The organism is Dyadobacter psychrophilus (assembly GCF_900167945.1).
Classification (GTDB): domain Bacteria; phylum Bacteroidota; class Bacteroidia; order Cytophagales; family Spirosomataceae; genus Dyadobacter; species Dyadobacter psychrophilus.
The window spans coordinates 228,285-254,961 of record NZ_FUZA01000006.1; the positions used below are offsets into that span (position 1 = coordinate 228,285).

The 26,677-nt window shown below is 45.1% G+C and carries 23 protein-coding genes; 8 read left to right on the forward strand and 15 right to left on the reverse strand.

The window, feature by feature from the left end:
- Positions 1-26 precede the first annotated feature (26 nt).
- Positions 27-1,226 (forward strand): L-2-hydroxyglutarate dehydrogenase, encoded by a 1,200-nt coding sequence (gene lhgD / locus B5X68_RS21015; RefSeq protein ID WP_082216733.1) that lies wholly within the window; start codon positions 27-29, stop codon positions 1,224-1,226.
- Positions 1,227-1,296: 70 nt separating this feature from the next.
- Here the strand turns inward: lhgD and B5X68_RS21020 are convergent, their stop codons facing one another.
- The 12 genes from B5X68_RS21020 to B5X68_RS21075 all read right to left on the reverse strand — a co-directional run bounded on the left by B5X68_RS21020 (position 1,297) and on the right by B5X68_RS21075 (position 15,256).
- Positions 1,297-2,748, reverse strand: coding sequence for an amino acid permease (locus B5X68_RS21020; protein ID WP_082216734.1), 1,452 nt, complete (start codon positions 2,746-2,748; stop codon positions 1,297-1,299).
- 126 nt (positions 2,749-2,874) lie between these two features.
- Positions 2,875-5,850: a protein translocase subunit SecDF gene (gene secDF, locus B5X68_RS21025; RefSeq protein WP_082216735.1), complete on the reverse strand. Its 2,976-nt coding sequence runs from the start codon at positions 5,848-5,850 to the stop codon at positions 2,875-2,877.
- 166 nt (positions 5,851-6,016) lie between these two features.
- Complete coding sequence (locus B5X68_RS21030) at positions 6,017-6,376, reverse strand: hypothetical protein (RefSeq protein WP_229208509.1); 360 nt, start codon at positions 6,374-6,376, stop codon at positions 6,017-6,019.
- Between the two features lie 130 nt (positions 6,377-6,506).
- Positions 6,507-7,628, reverse strand: coding sequence for a DmpA family aminopeptidase (locus tag B5X68_RS21035; protein WP_141110372.1), 1,122 nt, complete (start codon positions 7,626-7,628; stop codon positions 6,507-6,509).
- Positions 7,629-7,708: 80 nt separating this feature from the next.
- Positions 7,709-8,647: a DUF4249 domain-containing protein gene (locus tag B5X68_RS21040; protein ID WP_082216893.1), complete on the reverse strand. Its 939-nt coding sequence runs from the start codon at positions 8,645-8,647 to the stop codon at positions 7,709-7,711.
- Positions 8,648-8,684: 37 nt separating this feature from the next.
- Positions 8,685-11,051: a TonB-dependent receptor gene (locus tag B5X68_RS21045; RefSeq protein ID WP_082216736.1), complete on the reverse strand. Its 2,367-nt coding sequence runs from the start codon at positions 11,049-11,051 to the stop codon at positions 8,685-8,687.
- Between the two features lie 221 nt (positions 11,052-11,272).
- Entirely contained in the window at positions 11,273-11,764 is a 492-nt protein-coding gene (gene folK, locus B5X68_RS21050; protein WP_082216737.1) for a 2-amino-4-hydroxy-6-hydroxymethyldihydropteridine diphosphokinase, read from the reverse strand.
- Between the two features lie 90 nt (positions 11,765-11,854).
- Positions 11,855-12,094, reverse strand: a complete 240-nt coding sequence (rpmB, locus tag B5X68_RS21055) for a 50S ribosomal protein L28 (protein WP_026632020.1) — start codon at positions 12,092-12,094, stop codon at positions 11,855-11,857.
- Between the two features lie 93 nt (positions 12,095-12,187).
- Complete coding sequence (locus B5X68_RS21060) at positions 12,188-12,874, reverse strand: response regulator transcription factor (protein WP_082216738.1); 687 nt, start codon at positions 12,872-12,874, stop codon at positions 12,188-12,190.
- Positions 12,875-14,125 (reverse strand): sensor histidine kinase, encoded by a 1,251-nt coding sequence (locus tag B5X68_RS21065; RefSeq protein ID WP_082216739.1) that lies wholly within the window; start codon positions 14,123-14,125, stop codon positions 12,875-12,877.
- A 42-nt stretch (positions 14,126-14,167) separates the two neighbouring features.
- The gene (locus B5X68_RS21070; protein ID WP_082216740.1) at positions 14,168-15,013 is read right to left on the reverse strand and encodes an N-acetylglucosamine kinase; all 846 of its coding nucleotides are present in this window, start codon (positions 15,011-15,013) and stop codon (positions 14,168-14,170) included.
- A gap of 3 nt (positions 15,014-15,016) precedes the next feature.
- Entirely contained in the window at positions 15,017-15,256 is a 240-nt protein-coding gene (locus tag B5X68_RS21075) for a cytochrome b5 domain-containing protein (RefSeq protein ID WP_082216741.1), read from the reverse strand.
- 137 nt (positions 15,257-15,393) lie between these two features.
- Here B5X68_RS21075 and B5X68_RS21080 point away from each other — a divergent pair, with 137 nt between their 5' ends.
- The 3 genes from B5X68_RS21080 to B5X68_RS21090 all read left to right on the forward strand — a co-directional run bounded on the left by B5X68_RS21080 (position 15,394) and on the right by B5X68_RS21090 (position 17,961).
- Positions 15,394-15,849: a lipocalin family protein gene (locus B5X68_RS21080; RefSeq protein ID WP_082216742.1), complete on the forward strand. Its 456-nt coding sequence runs from the start codon at positions 15,394-15,396 to the stop codon at positions 15,847-15,849.
- 103 nt (positions 15,850-15,952) lie between these two features.
- Positions 15,953-16,972 carry a thiamine-phosphate kinase gene (gene thiL / locus B5X68_RS21085; protein WP_082216743.1) on the forward strand — a complete coding sequence of 340 codons (1,020 nt, stop codon included), beginning with the start codon at positions 15,953-15,955 and terminating at the stop codon, positions 16,970-16,972.
- 125 nt (positions 16,973-17,097) lie between these two features.
- Positions 17,098-17,961, forward strand: coding sequence for a hypothetical protein (locus B5X68_RS21090; protein WP_229208510.1), 864 nt, complete (start codon positions 17,098-17,100; stop codon positions 17,959-17,961).
- A 51-nt stretch (positions 17,962-18,012) separates the two neighbouring features.
- Here B5X68_RS21090 and B5X68_RS21095 read toward each other — a convergent pair whose 3' ends face one another.
- Positions 18,013-18,843, reverse strand: coding sequence for an aminotransferase class IV (locus B5X68_RS21095; protein ID WP_082216744.1), 831 nt, complete (start codon positions 18,841-18,843; stop codon positions 18,013-18,015).
- 139 nt (positions 18,844-18,982) lie between these two features.
- Here B5X68_RS21095 and B5X68_RS21100 point away from each other — a divergent pair, with 139 nt between their 5' ends.
- Both B5X68_RS21100 and B5X68_RS21105 read left to right on the forward strand, forming a co-directional pair.
- Positions 18,983-19,954: a polyprenyl synthetase family protein gene (locus B5X68_RS21100; RefSeq protein ID WP_374754825.1), complete on the forward strand. Its 972-nt coding sequence runs from the start codon at positions 18,983-18,985 to the stop codon at positions 19,952-19,954.
- 27 nt (positions 19,955-19,981) lie between these two features.
- Positions 19,982-20,602: a rhomboid family intramembrane serine protease gene (locus B5X68_RS21105; protein WP_082216745.1), complete on the forward strand. Its 621-nt coding sequence runs from the start codon at positions 19,982-19,984 to the stop codon at positions 20,600-20,602.
- On the opposite strand, the gene B5X68_RS21110 is transcribed toward B5X68_RS21105, so the two are convergent.
- Positions 20,582-21,253 (reverse strand): phosphatidylserine decarboxylase family protein, encoded by a 672-nt coding sequence (locus tag B5X68_RS21110; protein ID WP_082216746.1) that lies wholly within the window; start codon positions 21,251-21,253, stop codon positions 20,582-20,584. The two genes, B5X68_RS21105 and B5X68_RS21110, sit on opposite strands and share 21 nt — an antisense overlap.
- Positions 21,254-21,387: 134 nt before the next feature.
- Positions 21,388-24,735 carry a preprotein translocase subunit SecA gene (gene secA / locus B5X68_RS21115; protein WP_082216747.1) on the reverse strand — a complete coding sequence of 1,116 codons (3,348 nt, stop codon included), beginning with the start codon at positions 24,733-24,735 and terminating at the stop codon, positions 21,388-21,390.
- A gap of 294 nt (positions 24,736-25,029) precedes the next feature.
- Here secA and B5X68_RS21120 point away from each other — a divergent pair, with 294 nt between their 5' ends.
- A complete protein-coding gene (locus B5X68_RS21120) occupies positions 25,030-25,257 on the forward strand; it encodes a PspC domain-containing protein (protein ID WP_082216748.1) in 228 nt (75 codons plus the stop codon).
- A 167-nt stretch (positions 25,258-25,424) separates the two neighbouring features.
- Positions 25,425-26,603, forward strand: coding sequence for an acetyl-CoA C-acyltransferase (locus B5X68_RS21125; RefSeq protein ID WP_082216896.1), 1,179 nt, complete (start codon positions 25,425-25,427; stop codon positions 26,601-26,603).
- The last annotated feature ends 74 nt before the right edge of the window (positions 26,604-26,677 follow it).

Below are 26,677 nucleotides of genomic sequence, written 5' to 3' on the forward strand. Positions count from 1 at the left end.
ACTTTGAATTTAGTAATTAAAAATCCATGTACGACATTACCATCATTGGCGGAGGCATTGTAGGTCTTGCCACAGCATTGCGACTAAAAGAGCAAAGGTCTTCACTGAAAATTTTGCTGCTGGAAAAGGAAAACGAAGTTGCCAAACACCAAACAGGCCATAACAGCGGCGTAATCCACTCCGGGTTATATTACAAGCCAGGCAGCCTCAAAGCCACAAACTGCATCCGCGGTTATCAAATGCTGATCGATTTTTGCAATCGGGAAGGCGTACATTATGATTTGTGCGGCAAGATAGTAGTCGCAACCAGCGAGGATCAGCGGCCGTTGCTACGGAATCTGTTCGAAAGAGGAAATCAGAACGGTCTTACTGACAACCGAATGATCTCGCAAGGAGAAATCCGCGAAATTGAGCCGCATGTAGTTGGTTTAGAAGGGATTTGGGTTCCTTATACCGGCATTATCGATTACAAAACAGTTTCAGAAAAATACGCAGAATGCTTTCAGAAGTTGGGCGGAGAGATCCGTTTTGGAGAAAAAGCAATTGATATAAAAGACCGCAATTCCTATTCAGAAGTCGTTTCGGCGACAGGAAAAGTATTTGAAACGAAACTAATCGTCAACTGTGCCGGGCTTTATTCTGACAAAGTGGCTCAATTAACTCAGGCTGAAAACATTAAGGTCAGGGTAATTCCTTTTCGAGGTGAATACTATAAGATCAGACCCGAAAGACATCATTTGGTCAAAAACCTGATTTACCCTGTTCCAGATCCTAACTTCCCTTTCCTGGGCGTACATTTCACGCGCATGATTGAGGGAGGAATTGAGGCGGGCCCTAATGCTGTGTTTGCATTTCGTCGCGAAGGTTACGATAAGCTGGACTTCAATTTTCCTGAATTGATGGAGTCATTGGCCTGGCCGGGTTTCAGAAAAGTGGCGATGAAATACTGGAAAACGGGCATGGGAGAATATTACCGCTCATTTTCCAAAGCTGCCTTCACAAAAGCATTACAAGGTTTAATTCCAGAGATCCAGAGCGATGATCTTGTGCCCGGTGGGGCGGGCGTGCGCGCGCAGGCTTGTGATTACGACGGCGGATTGCTTGATGATTTTTCTATTATCGAAAACAAAAACGCTATTAATGTTTGCAACGCCCCGTCCCCTGCTGCAACATCGTCCCTTTCAATAGGCCAGACAGTTTCGGAGCGGGTTTTAGCGAGAATCTGATAGGCCACATATAACTAAAAAGCCTCTGTTCTCAATTGAGAGCAGAGGCTTTTTTAGTTATATAAATAAACTATTCTTTTCCCAGCTTACTATGTTTCTTGCCATAACCGAAATAAACTGCAAGTCCGATCGCCAGCCAGATCGCGAGGCGATACCAGCTTTCAACAGGCAGAGAATACATCAGGTAAAGACAAACGACGATGCCCATAATTGGCACAAATGGAACCAAGGGTGTACGGAATGAGCGTTCCAGATCTGGTCTCTTCACACGTAGCATCCACACGCCCACGCATACCAGGCAGAATGCGAAAAGAGTCCCGATACTAACCATATGGCCCAAATCACTCACAGGAACCAGCCCCGCAAAGATGCTTACAAAGCCCATGAAGAAAATATTGGTTTTCCATGGCGTTGAGAATTTAGGATGCACATCGCTGAAAAACTTAGGCAAAAGTCCGTCCCTGCTCATAGAATAGAACACACGGCTCTGGCCTAAAAGCATCACTAACATTACAGACGTGTAACCAGCTAGAATTGCAATGATCAGGGCAGTTTGCAATGAGTCATAACCCGTTTTGGCAAAGGCAGTTGCAGCAGGCTTTGCATCGTTTGCGAATTCAGTATACTTTACCAAACCAGTCATTACGTGCGCAAAAAGCACATACAGAATCGTACATACAACCAATGATCCAAGGATCCCGATTGGCATTCCTTTTTGCGGGTTTTTCGCTTCCTGAGCGGCTGTTGAAACCGCATCGAAGCCAATAAACGCAAAGAATACAACCGCGGCTCCGGTTGCGATACCCGACCAGCCAAAGTTTTCGTATTTTCCCGTATTTTCAGGAATGTACGGCACATAATTTTGTGGATCGATATAGCTCCAACCCAGGGCAATGAAAATCAAAACGACTGCTACTTTCACCACAACCAGAACATTATTCAAAAAAGCTGATCCTTGCGTTCCTCTGATGAGTAACAACGAAAGCAGGCATACAATAATGATTGCAGGCAAATTGACAAGGCCATTGTCGATAACTGTCCCATCGCTCAATTTAACCACTTCAAACGGCGAACAAACAAGTTGTGCAGGAAGATGAATGCCAAATTTGTTTAAAAATTCAAGCAAATAACGCGACCAGCTTACAGAAACGGTTGCCGCTCCCAGAGCATATTCCAATACCAGGTCCCAGCCAATAATCCAGGCAACAAACTCTCCCATAGTGGCGTAGGAGTAAGTATATGCACTTCCAGCAATGGGTATCATGGAAGCAAATTCAGCGTAGCAAAGGCCGGCAAAGCCGCAACCCACAGCTGCAAGTATGAATGAGATTGTAACTGCTGGTCCTGAGTGTTCAGCAGCGGCAATTCCTGTTAAAGAAAAAAGCCCGGCTCCTATGATCGCGCCGATACCCAGTGCAACCAAACTGGTTGAGCTAAGTGACCGCTTTAATTGGTTTCCTTCCCCTGTTGATTCTAGTAATAATTTGTCAATAGGCTTTTTTACCCAAAGTTGATTTGCCATATAATGCGTTTGTTGTAGTTATATTAACATCTGTTAAAACTAAAAAGAAAATTTGCCATTTGCGTATATAGACAAAATAAAAAGGGGAAAGTATAAAACTTAACCCCTTTTTATTCTAAAATATCTTTATGCTTTAATCTTTTTGCCTCCGACCGGTGCGACAGGTTCCGCCACCGTTAACGCAGGCTCTTTTCTTTTTTCGCGTTGCAGCAAGTCAACTACGATTGGCGCCGCCACAAATAGAGATGAGTATGTTCCCACGATTACTCCAAGAAGCATACAGAACGTAAATCCGCGAATTACGGCTCCTCCAAAGATCATCAAAACGATCAGAACAAGGATTACCGAAATACCAGTTACGGCCGTGCGGCTCAATGTACTGTTCAATGCATTGTTAATAACTGTTGGCAGGCTTTGGTTACGCGCTTTGTCGTCTTTCAGATAGTCGCGGATACGGTCATAAATTACAACCGTGTCATTCATCGAATAACCGATCATAGTCAGGATTGCACCGATAAACGCCTGATCGATATCCAGTGACCATGGCAACCAGCCGTTGAATAACGAGAAGATGGCCAGGATGATGATCACGTCATGCCCAAGTGACACAACCGCTCCGTAACTGAAAGCAACTCTTTTGAAACGAATAAAGATGTAAACGAAGTTGGCAGCAAGTGCAAGCAAGATCGCGTAAACAGCTGACCAAAGCGTATCGCTTGCCATTGTAGGCCCTACTTTGTTAGAGCTTACGATCTTCGCCGGATTGTTAGGAATTTTCTTAACAGCTTCCATAACCTTAGTCTCAGCTTTTTGATCGGCGTCTGTTGAGGTTTCTTCAATCAGATAAGCAGTTGTGATTTTTACCTGATCCTGTCCACCGAATGTTTTCACCTCAGTAGTCGAGCCAAGTGTTTGGTCCATAATGCTTCTCAGCTTATCCGCATCAACGGATTCTTCAAAACGAACTACGTAAGAACGTCCGCCTTTGAAGTCGATTCCCAATCCAAATCCTTTGAAAATGAATGAACCAACTCCAATGACAATGATGATTGCAGAAATAATGTAAAAGCGACGACGCTGGGAGACAAAATCAAAATGGTTGTCTTTGAACCAGTTTTTGGTCAAACCAGAATAAAAATTGAAGACTTTGCCTTTTTTAATCTGCTGCTCAAGGAACAAACGTGTAATAAATATCGCGCAGAACAAAGAGGTTAGCAAACCAAGAACCAGAGTCGTTGCAAAACCAAGAACAAGCCCTGTTCCGAATGTATAAAGGATGATACCCGTAAGCAGCGTCGTAACGTTGGAGTCAATGATGGCTGTAAGCGAATGTTTGAAACCATCCCGAACAGCTTGTGCGAAAGGTTTGCCTTCTTCCAGCTCAACCTTTATACCCTCGTAAATAAGCACGTTCGCATCCACCGCCATACCAATGGAGAGTACGATACCAGCGATACCCGAAAGCGTCAGAACTGCTCCAAGAGAAGCCATAACCCCTAACAGGAAGAATAAATTGATCAGCAATGCGATATCGGCAATCCAACCGGCGCGGCTGTAATAAGCCACCATGAAGACCAAAACGATAAGCAAACCAACCGCGGATGAAATAAGTCCGTCATTGATCGCCTCAGCACCCAGCGAAGAACCCACAACGGCTTCTTCAACAATGTGCGTAGGAGCAGGCAATTTACCCGCTTTCAAGACGTTGGACATATCTTTTGTCTCTTCAACGGTAAAGCTTCCCGTAATGCTTGAGTTACCGTTTGGAATTTCGCCCTGTACGGTTGGAGCGGTATAAACAAGATTATCAATGATGATAGCAACCGGACGGCCTACGCTGCGGGCAGTTAATGTCCGCCATTTACGCGCCCCTTCACCATTCATACGCATGGTTACTTCCGGGCGGCCACGCTCATCGTAGTCGTGGGTTGCGTCCACGATCACGTCACCTTCCATAGCAGCCTCGCCATTTGATTTTTTGATGAAATACAATGGCAGGATCAATTGGTTGTTTACGCCTTCTGTTCCTTTACGGTCCCACATAAACACAAGGTCAGCAGGGAACAACGATTTCACTTCCGGGCGACTCAGGATCTCGCTTGCACGTGCTGTATCTTTCAGGAAAACGCCCAGGCCTTGTGGCATCGGAACAAATAAGTTGGTCAAAGCAGCGCTTTGGGCGGCCAGTGCGGATGAGTCAGTTGCAGTAGAATCAGCCGATTTTTGAGCTAACTGTGCAGCCAGACCTCCGTCTGTTTTCTTGGTAGTATCCGTTATAGCAGTGGTGGAAGCCGTTGGTTTTGCAGTTGCTTTTTTCAATTCTTCCTGCTTAGCAAGATATTTTCCCAAACCGTCCAATCCTGAAGCCAGTTCGTTGGTTAGATAAACCTCAGAAAATTCAAGTTTCGCAGCACCTGAAAGCAAACGACGCACACGTTCAGGGTTATCAACACCAGGAAGCTCAACCAAAATACGGTTCTGACCTGGCAGACGCTGAATGTTTGGGTTGGTTACACCAAATTTGTCAATACGAGCCTGTGTGATCTGGAATGCGCGGTCGATAGAACCATTCACTTCAGTATTCAGCATTTTGATCACATCGCCGTCAGACGAGCTGCTGCTGATCTTGCCTCTGTTGGAACTTGTTGCAAAAATGCTGGCCAGACTTGAATTAGGCGCAGCTTCTTTATAAGCGGCTGCAAAGCGATTAATAAATGCGCTGTTGCTTGCCGTTTTGTCCTCGCCTGCTTTTTTCAATGCAGCCTGGAAAGCCGAGCTGCGTGCATTTCCGCCAGCCATTCCTTTCAAAATGTCAGCAGGAGCCACTTCCATTACCACGTGCATACCACCTTGCAAATCAAGACCAAGGTTCAGTTCACGTTCCATTACTTCCTGCAAGGTATGACCGATATACACGTCCTCGCGCCATAGCGAATCAATGTAACGTTGTTTTTTTGCCAGGTCCACTTCTCCTTTTGCATCCGTCGCAAAAGCCACAGATTTGGCTTTAATGTTGCGTGAAACGAATGTAAATGAGAGATAATAGACGCTAATCAGGGCGATCACGATGGTTAGCCCGATAATTCCGTTCTTATTAGTCATTATTATGTATTGAAAAAATTGAAATTATATTCCTGAAAGATTAAAAGAAGTAGTTCCGAATATTCCTGCGGCAAATTGGTCGACATTAAGAATACAACAGGCACTCAGCCCTTTAGTGAGATCCAATATCAGTGAAAAGAATAATGTCTGCCCGGAGAAAACGGCATTAAGGGGCGTTGGTGACTATAAACCGCCCGAAGATCCTGTGAAAGTAGGAAAAGAGAAAGACCGATTCCTTAACAACAACCGGGACAACCGATTCACTGGCTACGAAATGCCAGATAGGCTGGGGTAAAAAGTAGAAATAATGGGAAAAGTCGAATGATAATGCTGGCGTAATAACCGCATCCAGGGACAATGCACTAACTTTTGCCTGGCTTTGCTCCGTCGATTGGGAAGCATTTTTTGCAAGATCCTTGCCAATCTCTTTGGCGTGCGCAAAGTGCTTTTGTACCGAATCCGATTGATCAGACCATGAACGCATTCCTGCAACCATCAAAAGCATGATGGCAAGCATGAAGCTCATTGTCTGATTAATAACTCTTTGCGCTTTCACTTCGAATTCGGGTCTCTTATTAAACCGCAAATTTTAATCTAAAAAATTACAAACGCAAACTATTTTTTCAAACGCCGCCACCTGGCTGATCGGCGCGACATTATTTTAATCTACCATACTTCTTCATAATTTCAAGAAGCTGCTCTTTGGGAAGTTCTTCTACCTTATGCCCTTGCGTCCCTTCACTGGTTTGCGCCATCAGCAGTGAATTGATGATCGCTTCTTCCGTAGATTCTATCGCGGCCAAAAAAAGAGGGCTGATGGCATCATTATGCAGGTAAGTTCCACCATATGTCCGTTCCGGCATTTCGTGAAGCATGCGATTGGCCGTTGAAAAAGCAATAACATAGTCTCCACTGCCATTCGATGCAATCCCTCCGGTTTGCGCCAGCCCCATAATTGCTCTTTTTGCAAGCCTTTTCAAATTTCTTGCATCAAGCGGCGCGTCGGTAGCCAGCACCATCATGCACGAGCCGTCGGAAGTTTTGTCGAGCGATTCTTTAAATGCAAATTTTCCGAGCTCCTCTCCCACCGGAACGCCATTCACTTTTAGAACCCCTCCAAAATTGGTCTGCACCAGAACGCCAACTGTATAGCCGCCGAGATTGGCAGGAAGTTTTCTGGATGCGGTTCCGATACCGCCTTTGAAATTAAAACAAACTGTCCCCGTTCCTGCCCCTACATTGCCTTCCGCAACCGGGCCGTTCTGAGCTTGCGCCAATGCATTGAGCACATGCTCCTTACGTACGTGACGACCGCGAATGTCGTTCAAAAAACCATCATTGGTTTCGCCTACAACCGGGTTCAGCGATCTGACATTTTCGTTGCCCTGCTGCCCCAATGTCCAATCAATGATCGCATCGGCGACGGTGGGGACGCTTAATGTATTGGTGAGCAGAATGGGCGTTTCAATAGTGCCCAGCTCCTCGACCTGAGAATAACCCGTAAGTTTGCCAAAGCCGTTGCCTATATAAATAGCTGCCGGCACCTTCTGCTGAAACAAATTTCCGTCGTGCGGAATGATGGCCGTAACGCCTGTGCGCACGTCTGCGCCCTCCCGCAATGTTACCTGCCCTACTTTCACGCCCGCCACATCCGTAATCGCATTCAGCGAGCCGGCAGGCAGCACACCAATCTTGATGCCCAGTTCGCGCGCCCGTTTCTGAGCAAAGGAAGGCATTGCAAAAAGCACGAGGAGGATCAGCAAATTCCGTTTCATCATGATATTTTATAAAAATGAAATATAACAAAAAATCCACTGGCAAAACGGGGTTACCAGTGGATCAGCTATGTTCTTCGAGATTAATCCTCGTCCGGACGCGCCTTTTCAGGATCGATCACGGTTTCTTTGCGGCTTACAGCCGAAGTGCCGAATAAACCAAGCGCCTTGGGACCATTCGGGTCTGCATTAACAACATTGGACTTAATGTTCGAGATCGGGACGGCGAAAAGCCCGCCGTTAGCTGCCTGTTCACGAATTTGTTTTAGATATTCAAAGGTTTCGTTTGTGATGCTGTGTAATTCGACACCAACAGATGCCCCGGCAGAGTAAAGTGAATCCGTTGTGAGCGATTCGCGAATGGGCAGGATGAAAATCAGCCCGTCGGAAGGAGCGCCGGACCCGAATGCTGCGTCATATGCGATGGAAATGTTGACTGCTTTTTCAACCTTCGGTTTTCCATTGATAACAGGCTTGATCCAGTAAGTATCGCCTTCGCCAACAAAATCTCTCGCATAAAACTGCACAACATATCCTTCTTTTGGCCCCTTATCCGGCTCAAACGGCAGCTTTTCTTTACGGTAAACAATGGAATCCACTTGTGGAACGCGTTTTAATTCGCTGGACGCTGTGTAAGTGGCTGCCTCATTAACAATTTTCAAATTATAGGCCCTTCCGATGCGGGCCAATGTATCCGTGTTGGTTTTTCCCCAAACATACTGGCCGTTTCCAGCCAGATCTTTAAATTCATAAACCTTACCCTTGTCATCAGTAACAGTTACCACTGCGCCTAAAACCGGTTTTGCAGGGCCATTGTTGAAATAGCTCGCCGACCAGGAAAGTTTGATCGTCTGCGGGCCAGCCTCATTCGTGATCCAACCGTCCACAACGAGCTGATCCGGCCCTGTTTTCGTTTCCAGATCAATTACATCTTCACAGCTCGTAAGCACTACGAACATCATGAAAAACAGCGATAGCAACCCTAAGTGCTTGATATTTGGAATATTATTGGATCTTCTCATGGCAATTATTTTCATCAATCTGATGGATTTGATCTCTTTAAAACTTGAAATTGTAAGTAATAGCGGGAATAAAATTGCCGATCACCGAGTAGCGAACCGCCTCCGTTTTGAGCGGCGTATCCTCATTAGCGCGGGTGTAAACCGAGAATGGGTTACGGCGATTATATACATTATATACCGAGAACACATATTCCCCCTGGCCAACTTTAAACAACTTCTTCTTGGATTTTAATGTGGCTGCCAAATCCAGGCGATGGTATGCCGGAATGCGGTTGTTGTTTCTTGCGCCATCATAATTGTTGCCAATCGGCCAACCGCCCCACTCGTAGCGGTTCGTCGGGAACGTTGCTGGTGTTCCGGATGTGATGGTGAAGTTGGCAGAAAGTGACAATCGCTTGTTCATCTCGTAGATCGCAACGGATGTGAAATTATGGGGTTTGTCAAACCTTGCAGGGAACCAATCGCTGTTGTTGATGGTTTCAACCAGCCTTTCGGTCCTTGATAATGTATAACTTATCCAGCCTGTAAGCTTTCCTTTGTTCTTTTTTAAATAAAATTCAGCACCATATGCACGGCCTTTTCCGAAAAGCAGGTCGCCGGCCACGAATTCATTCAAAAGCAATTCCGAACCTGGAACGTAATCGATCTGGTTGTAGAGTTTTTTGTAATAAACCTCAACGGATGCTTCATACATGTTATTCTTGAAATTCTGGAACCAGCCTAATGCAACCTGATCGGCTTTTTCAGGAGCAATGTTGATAGAGCTTAGCGTCCATACATCCAATGGTGAGCTGGCAGCTGTGTTGGATAACAAATGCAGATATTGGGCCGTGCGGTTGTAGCTGGCTTTAATAGAAGCATCAGCAGTGATACCAATGTTCAATGATGCCCTCGGCTCCCAGTTTCCGTAACTTGTGATTACGTCGCCTTTCTTGTACGTTTTTCCCGGAAAGGCAGGGATTTTCCGCTGTCCTTTTTCAATTTCCAGATAATCGTATTCAGTTCCTGGCCCCAAGCTCCTGAAATAGGAATAACGCACACCGTATTGCAGCGAAATCCTATCCCCAAACTTCTGTTCGTTACCAATATATAATGCGGATTCGTCGGCATAGCGCGGTTCCAAACTGATATCCGTGTTTTCACCTTCCGAAACAGCGATGGCTTTTCCCGGACGCGTATCATAATAAATATACTGTCCGCCAAATGTAAGCTGATTGCTTGGTGTGATATAAAATGTAAAATCAGGCTTGATGCTGGTGCTGATAATTTTCGATTTCCAGTCAAACTTATCTTTCGCGTCCGGCTTGTTTTGGTTTTGCCCCAAATTGTAATCGTAATTGCTGTAATAACCAGTCAGGTTCATAAACAATTTATTGGAAAAAACGTGGTTCCAGCGCGCTGTGGCAGTTGCATTGCCCCATCCGAAACCAAAATCGCCCCCGCCAAAAACATCTTTCCCGAAATAACCCGATGCAAAGAATGTATCCTTCTCCCCGATTTTATAATTCACTTTGGCCGTGAGGTCATAGAAAAAGAACTTTGAATCTTTCAGGTCCGAATTTAAAAACGGTTTGGCTAAAACGTCAATGTAAGACCGGCGACCGGCAACAATGAATGAGCCTTTCCCTTTTGCAAATGGCTGTTCATAAGTCAATCTTGAAAAAATAGTCCCGATCCCACCATTAATCTCCCGTTTTTTGGCATTCCCTTCTTTCATCCTGACATCCAGAATAGAAGAAATACGACCGCCATAAAGCGAGGGAATTCCGCCTTTTATCAACTTCACATCTTTAACCGCATCCGGATTGAATACGGAGAAGAATCCGAATAAATGGGACGAGTTGTAAACCGGCGCTTCATCCAGGAGCACGAGATTTTGAGAAATATCTCCCCCACGCACATTAAAACCGGAGGCTCCTTCACCAACAGAAGTTACTCCGGGCAATAATTGGATGCTGCGGATAAGGTCCACCTCGCCCAACAGTGCGGGCATCTTACGGATCGTTTTCATTTCTACCTTATTCACAGACATTTCAATGCTCTTCACATTCTCATCTTCTTTTTGTGTAGAGATTGTAACTTCCTGCAAATCGGTGCTTTCGTCAGACATTTCAATGCTAACGGTTTTGTCTGCATCCAGATTTACCTGCTTTTCGACTTTCTGGTAACCTATATACGAGAACACAAGCGTATAATTCCCTTCTGGCAATGTTAGGGAATAAAAACCGTAAGGATTGGTCACGACGCCGGTTTCTGCTTCGCGAACGTAGACGGAAACCCCGATGAGGCCCTCCCCGTTTGACTGGTCTTTTACATAACCGCTAACAGTGTGCCGGTTTTGCGCAAACGCGCTGATACAGAAGAAGAGCGAAAGAATAAATGGAGCGAGTACTTTGTTTTTCATGGGCTTTAATTTCATTATTGAACTTTTCCTATTCTGATGACAACCTTAGAGACGTATACCCTTTGTAAATACTTCAAAAGTTTTTTTGAACTCAATTCTAGGAGTCGGCAAAGCACGTGTTAATCAACTTAATATGATAGAAAAAAGTGATGAACTTGCCAAAAAAGGGAATAAGTGGCTAGGAGTCAAAAACAGAGCGCGAAAAAAGAAATGGTATTTTTTTATGAAACTTTTGACACAACCCCATTGTCCGTGCAAGATTCCAGTAATTCCAATGATGTTTTTTTCAGAGAGGGATGAACGAAAGCCGGTGCTATTTCAGCAAGCGGGATTAGGTTAAAAAGGCGGTCTTGGAGGCGGGGATGCGGTAATGTAAGCCTGGCGCTATCAAGCACCAATGCATTGTAATACAGCAGATCGATATCAATAACACGGGCTCCCCAGCGCTCGTAACGGACACGGCCGAGTTCGTGCTCAATGTCCAGGATGATTCTCAAAACTTCTTCGGGAGCAAGTTCGGTTTCGACACGGATAACCTGGTTCAGGAATGCGGGCTGATCGGGCAGGCCCCAGGGTTCTGTTTCGTAAACGGAAGATTTGCTGGATATCAGACCAACTCTTTTCGCAATTTGTTCTCTTGCGGATTCCAGCACAACTTTCCTGTCGCCCAAGTTAGAGCCTAGCGAAAGGAAAATACTTTCAGAATTAGCCATGACCCTGCAATCGTTTTGAATGGTAAGCACGATGCATGAAAAAAGGACTTCCCGGATAGGAGAAGTCCTTTTTAAAACTCGTAAATATTTTTAGAACGTAAGCGTTCCTTTATCGTATGCTTTTTGAATCGTTGCTTCGATACCATTCTTGTTGATAGTACGAAGAGCAGATGTAGCTACTTTCAACGTAACCCACTCTCCTGTCGAAGGAAGGAAGAAACGTTTCTTTTGCAAATTCGGGAAGAATTTACGCTTTGTTTTATTGTTAGCGTGAGAAACGTTATTTCCAACGCGAGTTCTTTTACCTGTAATTTGACAAACCTTAGCCATAACCTTACTTTTTTTCCAAATGAGGGTGCAAAGATGCGTAATTAATTTTTTTTGAGCAAACTTCTGTAAAACAAATTTTGAAAAAAAACCGGCTTACCACCTCATTCTAAACCCTACGCCGTGAATATTGTCAATCTTAATGTCCGGATCTGCCGACAAATACTTTCTTAACCTCGAAATAAACACATCCAGGCTGCGGCCCATGAAATAATCGTCGTCACCCCAGATCGCTTTCAACAACTCATCCCGCCTAATCACCTGGTCGGGCCTTTCTGCCAAATATTTCAGCACTTCCGCTTCTCTGAATGTTAAGTTTTGGCTGCTGCCGTTAATGGCTAATGTCAGCTTCTGAAAGTCGAAAATATATGTTCCCACCTTGCTGGAATCTGCTTTTGTTACCAACGGCTGCTCGGATTTGCTACGCCTTAGGAAGACGTCGATGCGCAATTTGAGCTCTTCAATGCTGAATGGTTTTGTAATGTAATCATCGGCACCGAGTTTGAGGCCTTTGATCTTGTCCTCCTGTAAAGCCCGGGCAGTGAGAAAAAGGATAGGAACCTGGCTGTCGGAATTGCGGATCTTTTCGGCCAATGTAAAACCGTCCATTTTGGGCAGCATAATGTCCAGCACGCAGATATCGAAATGGTCTTTTCCGAAATATTCCAATGCTTTTACGCCATCCGATGCATGAACTACCTCATAATCATATTCTTCCAGATTATCCTTTGTCGCAAATGCCAGGTTCGGGTCGTCTTCGACGTACAATATTCGTTTTTTCATTTAGCCTTGTTTCTGAGGAATTGATATCTTAAATGTACTTCCTTTTCCCAGCTCGCTTTCAAGGTCCAGCTTCCAGTGATGCGCGCGGACGATCTGTTTGACATAGCTGAGGCCAATACCAAATCCTTTTGCATTGTGCACATCGCCATACGGAATGCGGAAAAACTGGTTGAAAATTTTCTTGCGATATTCCGGCGCTATGCCTATGCCATGATCCTGAACCGCGATAACCAAGCATTTACCTTTATTATACGTCTCGATTCTTACATCGGGGGTTTCATTGGAATATTTTAAGGCATTGTCTATCAGGTTATTGATCATGCATCGAAAATGAAACGGATCTGCGTCGATCAATGTATTTTCTGCATGGTTCAGGAAAGTAAGTTTATTTTCAAATGGCAGCAAAACCGATTCGATAATGTCCTCTGCGCGCATTACTTCTTTCTGTAATGTTAATGCATTGCGCTCTGCTTTTGCCATGGACAGCACCATTTCCACTTGTCCCTGTAACCTCAAAATCTCATCCTGCACAATCTGGACGTATCTTTTATGTCGCTTCGGCTGATTTACAATGTTATCGGAATTAAGAACATCCGCCGCAATGCGAATGGTTGAAATGGGCGTTTGCAGCTCGTGGGTCATGTTATTCACAAAATCCCGCTGCACCTCCGACAATTGTTTTTGTCTCAAAATCACAAAAAGCGCATAAGCAAAAAAGGAGACCGCCACTAAAACCAGAATAGACGACCAGATCGCACCATTAATCGTGCCCGCAAAATACGTGTCCTGCTCAGGAAAGCGCACGCCGAAATAGTAGGGATACTTATCTGTTTTGATCCAATTGGAAGTGGGTGTCGGGATTTTATCATTGTTTTTCGTGCTCAGCGACATCCCGTAGCGCATCCGGTTGGTGGTGCAATCGTAAATTCCAACTTCAAAATCAGTAATCAGGTTATTTTTTTGGAAACTGTCTTTGATGAAATTTTCGAGCAGATCCGGCTGTGTGGTTGCATTGGTGTTCACCAAAAAATATTGAGGCGAAAGTTGCTCCACCGGATTTACACTTTGCATTACGCCGTTCACTTTCGCCAGTTTAGTGGCCACATCTTGTAAAGCAACGTGTGCATTCTGGTTGAACTCCCTGTGCCTGAGATCCAACGCCTGCTTCACCCAATAGATCTGCGTGATTACCACACCAATGATGAGCAGGGCAGAAAAAACGGTGAGTGACTGAATGGTACGTCTTGACATTGCGCAGGATTAACGTTCGTTGCTTTTATTATTGTGAACAGATCAGGAATAATACTGCAAAAGTCCTTCCAGCGGCGAGCGCAGAATGCGTCCGGGTCGTAATCCTTTCTTTTCTAAAACCGTTTTTAAAATATCCTGATAATAAAAAGCGATAGAACCCGTAAAATGAACAGGAACCGTTTCTGCCTCCTTATGCTTGCAAATATATTTTTCTACAAAAAGCGTGAATGCATTTTCGATCAGGTTTTTCAAAAACGGATGTTCCCTATGCGCGGCAATAAATGTTGAAAAAGACGCGAAAAAGCGGTTAGGATAAGGTTTTTTGTAAGCGTTGTCCAAAACAGACAGGCGGTTCAGATGCGGATATTGGTTGGCAAAACTTTCGTGTAAATCTGCTGGCAGCTCATTTTGTAGAAAATGAACAACCAATGTCTTCCCCAGATAAGAACCACTTCCCTCATCGCCAAGCCAGAAACCCAGCGAGCCTATCGAGCGCACGATGTTTGCGCCGTCATAATAAGCATTATTCGCCCCCGTTCCCAAAATACAAGCCAAACCCGGCTCATGGCCACACAACCCACGCGCCGCGCCCAGCATATCCGATGCAACCTCGATAATGCTCGCGGAGGAAACACATTTGGTCAATGCATCAAAAACAGGCTTACTGGTCTTCTCATCCGCACAACCGGCTCCAAAAAAGTATATTTTGTCAACTTCTCCGATCAAATTAGGAACAACTTCTTTTTCCAAAACCGGAATGATTTCCTCAGCGGTTTGGTAAAAGGGATTAATGCCCGCCGATTGAAAAGAACATTCCCCGTTTGCGTTCGTTAAAACCCAATCTGTTTTTGTTGATCCGCTATCGGCTATTAAAAATGATTTTTGCATGGACTATTTTTCCTGTGACTGCAATTTTCCAATGGCGCTGAAACGCTCGAAAACCTTTTCCGTATGCGGCGCGTCGCCCAATTCCTTGGTAAGGTCCTGCCCTGCCCAGTGTTCGTAATGATGCCCGTTTCGCCAGAGTCTGGATGAACCTACATCATATATAATGCCTTTGTATGCGCACCAGATCTCTTCCCGGTCCTGCCCGTTTCTGAGCGCGAGCTGCGCTTTTGTATATTCTTTCATTACTGCTATTTAAGCCGCAATTTAGTGATTACGGTTTTTCGGTTCGAAATTAAAAATGATCTTGGATGAATATTTTGATAATAAGACTAAAATGTAAGAACTTGGCGTTCTGTTTAGGAAATTCAAGAAAACGAAATATGAAAAAAAGTTACTCTTTAATTTGGTGTACAATATTGGCACTTACCCTGATTGCAACCGGATGTAAGAAAAAAGTTAAACCCGTTTCAGAACGTATTGCGAAGGCCTGGACGGCAGAATCTGTAAAGCACGGGCCAACGGTTGTTTACACCAGAGGAGGATCTACCAACGCTGTTCCCGCATACTCGGCTTTCAGGCTAACATTAAATGATGCATCCGGCACCAAAACGGTTTCCTATACTGAGTTTGATGGCAGCACATTCAGTGGAACCTGGGAACTGGACGGAGACTCTAAGCTGATCCTTAAAGAGTTAACACCTCCACCAACCGGAAGCGGCGGAACAGTCGAATTTACAATCACATCTTTGGATGATGCCAGATTGGTCCTTACCAGATTGAAAACCAGCCCAAAAACAGGTGGAACAATTAACGAATACACATTAAGCAATCCATAATTTTCTCAATTAGCATGTTTACAATGCTTTGAGATAACCCAAACATATAGCGAAGCCATTTCTCACAAGAAGTGGCTTCGCTTTTTTTAGCTAATTTTGCACCATGGAAACAAGAACTGAAATAAGCAGCCTGGGCGAGTTCGGGCTCATAAAAAGAATAAACAGCGGAATAAAAACAGCGTTACCAGATACAATAAGGGGAATTGGTGACGACGCGGCGGTGATTGACACAGGTGAGGAGTATGGTCTGCTTTCATCCGACCTGCTGCTGGAAGGCGTGCATTTTGACCTTACTTTTTTTCCTTTGAAACATTTGGGTTACAAGGCCATTTCCGTCAATGTTTCAGACATTGCTGCCATGAACGGAATTCCACGCCAAGTCACTGTGAATCTGGCATTAAGCAATCGGTTTTCCTTGGAAGCGATAGATGAGTTGTATGAAGGAATGAAAGTGGCTTGCGCAGATTTTAATGTAGACCTGGTTGGCGGCGACACTTCTTCCTCGAGATCTGGCCTGCTGATCTCAGTAAGCGTTTTTGGGAAGGTTAATAAGGATAAAATCACTTATAGAAATACGGCGAAACCGAATGATCTGCTTTGTGTTACAGGCGATCTTGGCGGCGCTTACCTTGGTTTGCAGTTGCTGGAAAGAGAAAAGCAGGTTTTCCTGGCTAATCCAGATATGCAGCCCGAACTGGAAGGAAAGGATTACGTCATCCAACGCCAGCTTCGTCCGGAAGCACGTATGGACGTCGTATACGAGCTGGCAGAAGCAGGCGTGCTGCCCACTTCCATGATCGATGTTTCGGATGGACTTGCTTCCGATCTGCTTCATATATGTGCGCAATCAGGCGTAGGCGCAGTAGTTTTTGAAGAAAGAATTCCGATTGACGAGCAAACATACCTTGCGGCTTCGGAACTGAACATTGGCCCGATAACTGCGGCGATGAACGGCGGTGAAGATTATGAATTGCTTTTTACCGTTCCACAAGCTTCTTACGATCTGATCAAAAACAATCCTAAAATCAGCTTCATTGGCTACATTACGGCCAATAAAGAAGAAATAATGCTGCATACCAAAGGCGATAGCCGCGTGCCGATCACGGCGCAGGGTTGGAGCTGAAAACAATAATTGCGTGACGAAAAGCATAGCCATTGGTTATGCTTTTTTTGTTGCGCAACCATCGGAAGGCTTTGCTCGTATTCACGACAAACCAATTCATCTCTAACAATAAAAATTTGAATCCGATGAAAATCTTCAACCTTTCCCGCACGGTCTTTGTCCTGGGATTCGTCATGTCCGTCGTCATAGCTTGTTCGGACGACGATGACGCCGATCCCGATCCAACTCCTGTTGCTAATGATGTCCAGCTCAAAGACAACTCCACTCTGGGAAAAATCTTGACCGATAAGGACGGAAAAACATTGTATTTCTTTTCAAAAGATGCCAACGGAAATTCGGCGTGCTCCGGGAATTGCGAAGTGAACTGGCCGGTTTTTGCTGTTACTGACCTTTCTAAGCTTAAAATCGACGGCGACCTTACAGCCAGCGATTTTGCGAACATTACCCGTGCTGACGGCAAACCACAAACCACTTATAAAGGATGGCCCTTGTATTATTTCGCAAATGATGCAGCTGCCGGTGAGGTGAAAGGTGAGAATGTTGGTGGAATATGGTTTGTCGCCAAAACGGATTACACGGTGATGCTGGCCAATACCCAGCTTGTCGGGAATGATGGCAAATCCTACAAACCCGATCTGACCGAGGGAACCGGAGAAACGCAGTTTTTTGTGGATGGCATGGGAAGAACATTATATGCCTTTGCACGCGATTCGTCGGGAATCAACAACTGGACAACCAATGATCCGGTTAAGGATGCGACCTGGCCGATCTATGTTGCAGACGAGGTTAAGGGCATTCCAACAGGCGTAGACAAAGCATTGTTCTCGACTATTGACGTGTTTGGAAAAAAACAACTCACCTATAAAGGATGGCCCCTTTACTATTTCGGACCTGATGAAATGAAGCGAGGCATGACCAAGGGCGTCAGCGTTCCGAGACCGGGCGTTTGGCCGATCGTTAACAAAGATTCACCTAATGCGCCTAAATAAATTAGCTTATTACGAGAGTTAGAAAGTGGCGGCCATTGGCTTGCCACTTTTTTATTTACCCCAATCGGCAACCAGTTTCTCAAATAATTGCTGTAAAAAGAGCGTTCGCTTTCCAGCTTCTCCGTTTCCGACTGGCAAATCGCCAATTTGAACCACCGGCATAACCCACTTCGTTGTGCTGGTTGTAAAAACTTCGTCCGCCATAATCACTTCTTTATACATTACCGGCCTGATCTCTACTTCAAAATGAGGCTTGGCAAGCTCCATAACCACCTTTCTTGTTATGCCTTTGAGAATGTTACGATCAGAAGTAATGAGCTTATCACCCTGAAAAATGAAAATGTTGCTACGCGTCAGCTCACTGATTTCGCCTTCTTTGTGAAAAAGTAAGTCCGAAGCTTGCTGGCGGCGCAGTTCATCGGCCATTAAAACCATATGTACGTAATTCGTTGTTTTAACTTCCGGCAAGTCGCGTACATAGTCGTAAGGCAGGACTTTAATCCCTTTTAAACGGCCGGCAGGATTGTCCTGGGGTAATGCTTCTGTACGGATCAGAAAATTAGGCTGCACAACATTCACGCTGTCCGGCGCATAACCGCCGGTTAATACAAAGCGAAAAGCGACTTCCTGCTCGCCTGACAATGCATGCAGATCGGCCAGCACTTTTTCTGTTTCCTGTTGCGAAACGGGCAATATCAGTTTCAACAACCGAGCCGAATTTTCAAACCGCTGCCAGTAATCGTCCCACCGGAAAGGCACGCCGTTATACGTCCTGAAATAGTCAAAAAGCCCGAAACCGCGGAGCAATCCAAGATCATTGGTTTTGAAAACCGGACTGTCAATAGGTAGGATTTCTCCGTTGAAATATTGGTAAAAGGGCATGCCGAATGAATTAATATATGATGGGCGGAATCTCAAAGTTATTAATTTTCCCTACTTTGCATACATATCTGATCAAATCAAAACGTTACTAATTAACTCGTCGGATCTGTCTGAACGGATCTTTTTTACTCTGCGAATGATTAAACCCGAACAATTACTGCAGGCGCTGCAAATTGAATTTGAAAAACAATCTTACGGCGAACATCCCATTGAGCTTTATGAGCCTATCCGCTATATCATGTCGCTTGGCGGGAAGCGTTTTCGTCCGTTACTAACATTACTTGCCGCTTCTATATATTCCGATGATTGGGAAAATGCCATTAAACCAGCCATGGCGGTGGAGGTTTTCCACAATTTCACATTGATGCACGACGACATTATGGACCAGGCCCCGCTGCGAAGAGGTAAGCCCACCGTTCATGAAAAATGGAATGCGAATACGGCTATTTTGTCGGGGGACGTGATGCTAATAAAGGCCTACGATCTGCTGCTGGACATTCCGGCTGAGAAGTTCCGTCGAGTTTTGGAAAGATTTAATAAGACAGCCGCCGAAGTTTGTGAAGGGCAGCAGCTGGATATGAATTTTGAAACCCGCTGGGACGTTACCGAAGAAGAATATCTTGGAATGATCCGACTGAAAACGTCCGTTTTGCTGGGTTTTGCATTGGAACTGGGCGGAATTATCGGAGGAGCTGACGAAGAATCCATTCAGCTTCTGTATTCAGCCGGCGAAAATATGGGAATCGGTTTTCAATTAAAAGACGATCTTCTGGACGTCTACGGTGATCCCGACAAGTTTGGAAAGCAGGTTGGCGGTGACATTATTTCCAATAAAAAGACATTCTTACTAATTGAAGCATTGTCCAAGGCTGATAGCAATTCCAAAACCGAACTGGATAAATGGATCGGTCTGGAAAATTTTGATAAGCAGGAAAAAGTAGCAGGCGTAACGGCTATTTATGAAGAACTGGGCATCCGAGCGTTTACCGAGCAAAAAATTCAGGAATATTTTACCAAGGGACTTTCAAGCCTACACGCACTAAAAATAGATGAAAGAAGAAAAAAACCATTGCTGCAATTTGCTGAGCAATTGGTAGAGCGTGAAAAATAATAGCTATCCAAACATTTAAAATCGACCATGTCAATAACCCTCATACTCGTCATTATCACATCCGGCATCAGTTATTACGCGTTAAACAATTATAGTTTAATGGAAAAACTGATCCTTAACCCTTATAAAGTCACCCAGCGCAACGAATATTACCGCTTTGTAACATCCGGTTTTGTTCACGCAGACTTTGGGCATTTGATCTTCAATATGCTCAGTTTATGGTTTGTAGGAGAAGGAATTGAAAGGCTTTTCGCGATGCTTTTCGGGCCGAGCGGGACATTCTATTTCCTGTTCCTTTACATTGTCGGGATTATTGTTTCCGATATTCCAACATTTTTGAAACACCGGAATAACTCTAAATACAACTCCCTGGGTGCTTCCGGGGGCGTTTCAGCTGTACTATTCGCCGCAATCCTTTATTCTCCGCTAATGCAGGTTTGCCTGTATTTCTTTATCTGTATGCCCGGATTTATCTTCGGCTTGCTCTTTTTGGGATATTCGTTTTATGAATCCAAGCGCGGAACGAGTTATGTGAACCACAGCGCGCACATGGTTGGGGCGATTTTCGGCTTTGTATTTATGGCCGTGGTTTATCCAAGCGCGGTTCCCGGATTTATACAGCAAATTCTAAGCTGGCGTATTTTTTAATTCCGCAAGGACAGTTACGCTGCCCACGGTCTTATCCTGCAAATTCACCTTTATTTCTGCGTCCAGCGGTAAATAAATATCCACACGCGACCCAAACTTAATAAAGCCCATTTCCGTGCTTTGCTCAACCTGGTCGCCTTCTTTCACATACCAGCGTATGCGGCGGGCGGCTGCGCCTGCGATTTGACGAAAGAGAATTTCAATGCCTTCAATCGTCTTGATAACGACCGTTGTGCGCTCATTTGCCGTGCTGGACTTGGGATGCCAGGCCACCAGATAAAGTCCTGGATGGTATTTAAAATACTGGATCACCCCGCTGATCGGATTCCAGTTGATGTGCACATTAAGCGGCGACATAAAAATACTTATCTGTCTCCTTGGCCCTTGAAAATATTCAGTTTCAACAACTTCTTCGATTACAACCACTTTCCCGTCGCAAGGCGCAACGATCTGGCGATCGCTTTTATGAACGACGCGCTTTGGAACGCGAAAAAACTGTACTACGAGAAAGAAAACGATTACACTGCCAATCAACACCAGTCTCGGGATCCAATAACCGTCAGGCAGCAGGTAATGTATGCCTAAGTTTATCAGTATCAATATAATGGCTGTAATGGCCATAATGGTGTAACCTTCTTTGTGCAGTCTCATGCAGGGTAATGTTTCGTTAATGACAAGCTGTAAAATACAAATATCGTATAAATACTGATTTCCTTTCAATCAAAAGCCCTGCCAATCCATTCAGACGGGCAGGGCTTTACAATTTATTAATGTTTTGCAACTGGTTACTCGATCACAACGCAGTCGCCGTTTTTCACTTCCTGCTCCACTTTTTTGAATTTTACATCCCGTAAAATCCGGCCGTCGCGATATTGAACAGACACTTTCTGGTTTCTATCAGCGATTTTAATGGTGCGGACAGGCTGCGCTTTTGTGGTTGATTCCATATTACGGGCATACTCGTTAGGCCCACCGTCCAATTCAGCATCGAAGTCTTCCTCACGGTTGGTATGCAATGCCGGGGCCGGTGCCGGGCGACGAACGGTTTGTTGCACCGCAGTGGCCGGAACTGCCTCTTCCTGAGGAATGTCCGCCTTCATCAGGAAGGAGATCATATCAAAATTCACTTTGCTCAGGAAGCGTTTGAAAAGCTCAACCGATTCGAATTTATAGATCAACAACGGATCCTTTTGTTCAAATACCGCATTCTGAACAGATTGTTTCAAATCATCCATCTCGCGCAAATGCTCTTTCCACTCCTGGTCGATCAGCGAAAGCACGATGGCTTTTTCCATCTCATTTGTGATTTCCTTACCGCCGCTCTCAATCGCCTTTTTCAAGCCGACCACAACGCCAGTCTGACGGATCCCGTCACTGAAAGGAATCATGATCTCGGAAATCGTTGCGCCGCGCTCTGCATTAATTGAACTCAAAACCGGCAGTGCTTTTTCTGCTATGCCTGAATTTTTATCCTGATATTGCTTTTCAGCCGCATCGTAAAGTTTTTGCGAACGGTCTGCAGGTTTCAATGATCCGTATTCTGACTCGCTATAAGGAACTTCCATTCCCAGAGTCGTGATCACCGCCAGTTCAAGCTCTGCGTAAGAGTTAGCCGAACCAACAAGCTCATCGCACACATCATATAATGTATTCGCAATGTCAACAGCCAAACGTTCACCAAACAGTGCATTCCGACGACGTGTATAAATGGCGTCACGCTGATAATTCATGACATCATCATATTCCAGAAGACGCTTACGCATGCCAAAGTTGTTCTCTTCCACTTTCTTCTGCGCGCGTTCAATGGATTTGGTGATCATTCCGCTCTGAATCACTTCGCCTTCTTCCAGTCCCATTCTGTCCATCACCTTCGCCATACGGTCGGAACCGAACAGACGCATGAGGTTATCTTCCAGGGAAACAAAGAATTGCGATGAACCCGGGTCACCCTGACGACCGGAACGACCGCGCAACTGCCTGTCGACCCGACGGCTTTCGTGGCGTTCTGTACCGATGATCGCAAGTCCGCCTGCTTGTTTTGCTTCCGGCGTCAGCTTAATATCCGTACCACGACCAGCCATGTTGGTTGCAATGGTCACAGTCCCCGGCTTACCCGCTTCTGTAACAACTTCCGCTTCACGCTGATGTTGCTTGGCATTCAAAACCTGGTGCTGTATTTTTCTTAATGTAAGCATCCGGCTGATGATCTCGGAGTTTTCAACCGAAGTTGTACCCACCAAAACAGGACGTCCGGCTTCAACAAGCTCTACGATTTCATCCGTTACCGCATTATATTTTTCCCGAACAGAACGATACACTTTATCTTCATGATCCTTCCGGACCGCATTGACATTGGTAGGGATCGAAACAACATCCAGTTTATAGATTTCCCAGAACTCGCCCGCTTCCGTTTCCGCCGTTCCGGTCATACCGGCCAGCTTGTGATACATACGGAAGTAATTCTGCAAAGTAACCGTCGCGTAAGTTTGTGTTGCATCTTCGACGCGCACATTTTCTTTCGCTTCAATTGCCTGGTGCAGACCGTCAGAGTAACGACGGCCGTCCATGATACGACCGGTTTGCTCATCAACGATCTTAACCTTTCCGTCCATGATCACGTATTCCACGTCTTTTTCGAAAAGCGTAAAAGCTTTCAAAAGCTGGTTAACTGTGTGGATACGGGCTGTTTTGACAGAATAGTCGCGGATTAATGCTTCTTTTCTGATAATGCGTTCCTGTTCGTTCAGCGAAGCATCTTTTTCGATCGCGTCCAGATCGACCGCAATGTCAGGAAGAATAAAGAAATTGGTCTCTTCCGATTCGCCGGTCAGAAAGTCAATTCCTTTTTCTGTTAGTTCAATGCTGTTATGACGCTCGTCAATTGTGAAATAAAGCGGCTCATCAGCAACCGGCATGAGTTTCTGGTTTTCAGCCAAATAAATCGACTCTGATTCCTGCATAAGCGCCTTGATCCCCGATTCGCTCAGATATTTGATCAACGGCTTATACTTAGGCATCCCGCGGTGCGCCCGGAACAAGGATAATGCGCCTTCTTTTTTATCGCCGGCTGCAATTTTCTTTCTGGCATCATTCAGGAAATCCATGGCCAGTTTTTTCTGTGCCTCAACAATCCTCGAAACGCGTGGCTTTAATTCCAGATATTCCTGCTCATCTCCGCGTGGGACCGGTCCGCTGATAATCAATGGCGTACGCGCATCATCAATCAAAACGGAGTCAACCTCATCGACCATTGCGAAATGGTGCTTGCGCTGAACCAGTTCTTCCGGCGTACGTGACATGTTGTCACGGAGATAGTCGAAACCAAACTCGTTGTTGGTTCCGTATGTTAGTGAAGCCTTATATGCATTTCTGCGGGCAATGGTGTTAGGCTGATGCCGGTCAATACAATCGACGCTCATGCCGTGGAATTCGAAAAGAGGCGCATTCCATTCCGCATCACGCTTGGCCAGATAATCGTTCACAGTTACAATGTGAACGCCGTTTCCTGCCAATGCATTAAGAAATGCGGGAAGCGTTGCAACAAGCGTTTTACCTTCCCCGGTCGCCATTTCGGAAATTTTACCCTGGTGCAAAACCACACCACCGATCAACTGCACATCATAGTGCAGCATATTCCATTTGATAGGCTGGCCAATTACGTCCCAGGTTGTGTTCCAGTAAGCTTTGTCACCTTCAATGACAACATGCGATTTCTTGGAAGCCACTTCCCTGTCGAAAAACGAAGCGGTAACTTCCAGCTTGTCATTCTCTTTAAAACGGCGGGCTGTTTCTTTAACAATAGCAAAAGCTTTTGGCAAAATATCCAAAAGGATTCGCTCCAGTTCTTTATTACGATCCAGATCCAGCGCATCAATTTTCTTGAAAATCGCTTCTTTGCTATCCACATTCGGCTCATCAGCAGCCTGTTGTCTTAAAACAGCGATCTGATCATCAATGGATTTCAAATTGTCGGCAATATGTTGTTTCAGACCTTCGGATTTCGCCCGCAGATCGTCATTGGTTAAGGAAGCCAGGAGCGCATACTCGGCATTGACCTTATCAACGTACGGAGTTAACTCTTTTAAGTCCCGTTCTGATTTTGTGCCGAACAGCTTTGAAAATATTTTAAACATGATTTTAGTATATGTTTTTAACCGATCATTTACAGAAAAATATTGAGCCTGCCCGTTTAACCGTGTCAGATTGTCAGCAAAGCTATCATTTTCAATCTCAAAGGTAATTCATTGCAAATAGTATTGTATATCAATCATAAGAATCCTAATGTAACTCTAATGTTTTTTTACCGTTTGCTCAACCGAATTAAGCACCCATACTCACGTCAGAGAACCGCTTATACCAAATATTTTCAACTACTGGGTAATGCATAGTACCTTTAAATCATCAAACGAAAATAAATAGCCATAGCCATGAACAACAACAGATTATTCCGCAATACAAATAGCAAAGTTTTAGGCGGTGTAGCATCCGGGATCGCTGATTATCTGGACATAGATGTAACGATTGTCAGAGTGCTTTTCGTCCTCGGCGTCTTCATCCCAGTCACTTTCCCGATCATCCTTTTTTACATTGTCCTTTGGATTGTGATGCCTGACGGCGCCAGAAGGCCTAAACCATTGGAAGAAAACAGGTATTAAGCCTAAAACAGTAAAGATTCCATCAGCAAAGACTTGGTAGTTGCAAACCACCGGAAAACAAATTCCGGTGGTTTGTTGTTTTATGATTAATTGCTATTTTTACCAATGGTATGCAGGCATACTATTCCTTAATGCTTGTTATCTATATCAAATTAAACATCAGACATATGAATGCATACATAGTTGCCGGTTATCGTACTGCGGTTGGAAAAGCTTCCCGCGGAGGTTTCCGTTTTACCCGTCCTGATGACCTTGGAGCAACTGTTATTAAATATCTTCTGGAAAAAACCCCCGGCTTGGATCCGGCACGCGTGGACGACGTCATTGTTGGAAATGCCGTTCCTGAGGCGGAACAAGGCATGCAGATGGGTCGTTATGTGGCTTTGCTCGCGTTGCCAAAAAATGTTTCGGGAATTACGATTAACCGTTATTGCGGCAGTGGCGTGGAAGCAATTGCAATGGCTTCGGCAAAAATTCACGCCGGAATGGCCGATTGCATCATTGCAGGTGGCACCGAATCTATGTCGCTCGTTCCGACAATGGGCTGGAAAACAGCATTAAACTATGACATTGCACACACAAACCCAGATTATTATTTAAGTATGGGGCTCACGGCAGAACAAGTCGCCAAAGACTTCAATATCAGTCGAGAAAAGCAGGATGAATTTGCTTTCAGCTCACACCAGAAAGCACTAAGAGCGCAAAAAGAGGGATGGTTTGCGGATGGAATTGTGCCAGTAACTGTGAAAGAAACCTATTTCGACGCGGCTTCCGGGAAAAAGAAAACGAAGGAAACCGTGATTAGCCAGGACGAAGGCCCGCGCGCTGACACGACATTGGAAGCGCTCAATAAATTAAAACCCGTTTTTGCGGCCGGAGGAACGGTAACCGCAGGAAATTCGTCGCAAACTTCCGATGGAGCTGCATTTGTGATAGTGATGTCGGAAAAAATGGTGGAGGAGCTGAATTTGAAACCGATCGCCAAAATGCTATCCTATGCAACCGCTGGCGTTGACCCGCGTATTATGGGCATCGGACCCGTTGCTGCTATCCCCATTGCATTGAAACAAGCAGGGTTAAAATTGAACGATATTGAGCAAATAGAACTGAATGAGGCATTTGCGGCTCAATCGCTGGCCGTAATGCAGGAGCTGGACATTAACCCTGAAATTGTAAATCCGAATGGAGGCGCCATTGCACTGGGCCATGCACTCGGCTCAACCGGAGCCAGACTTTCTGTTCAATTATTCAACGAAATGGAGCGCAGGAACCAGAAATATGGCATGGTAACAGCTTGCGTTGGCGGCGGGCAGGGCGTTGCCGGAATTTTTGAGAGATTGAATTAAAGCCGTTCGGTCGACACAGAAGTTATTTTACGGTCTCCGTTGAAGAATTAACCATCTTCGGCGGAGATTCTTTA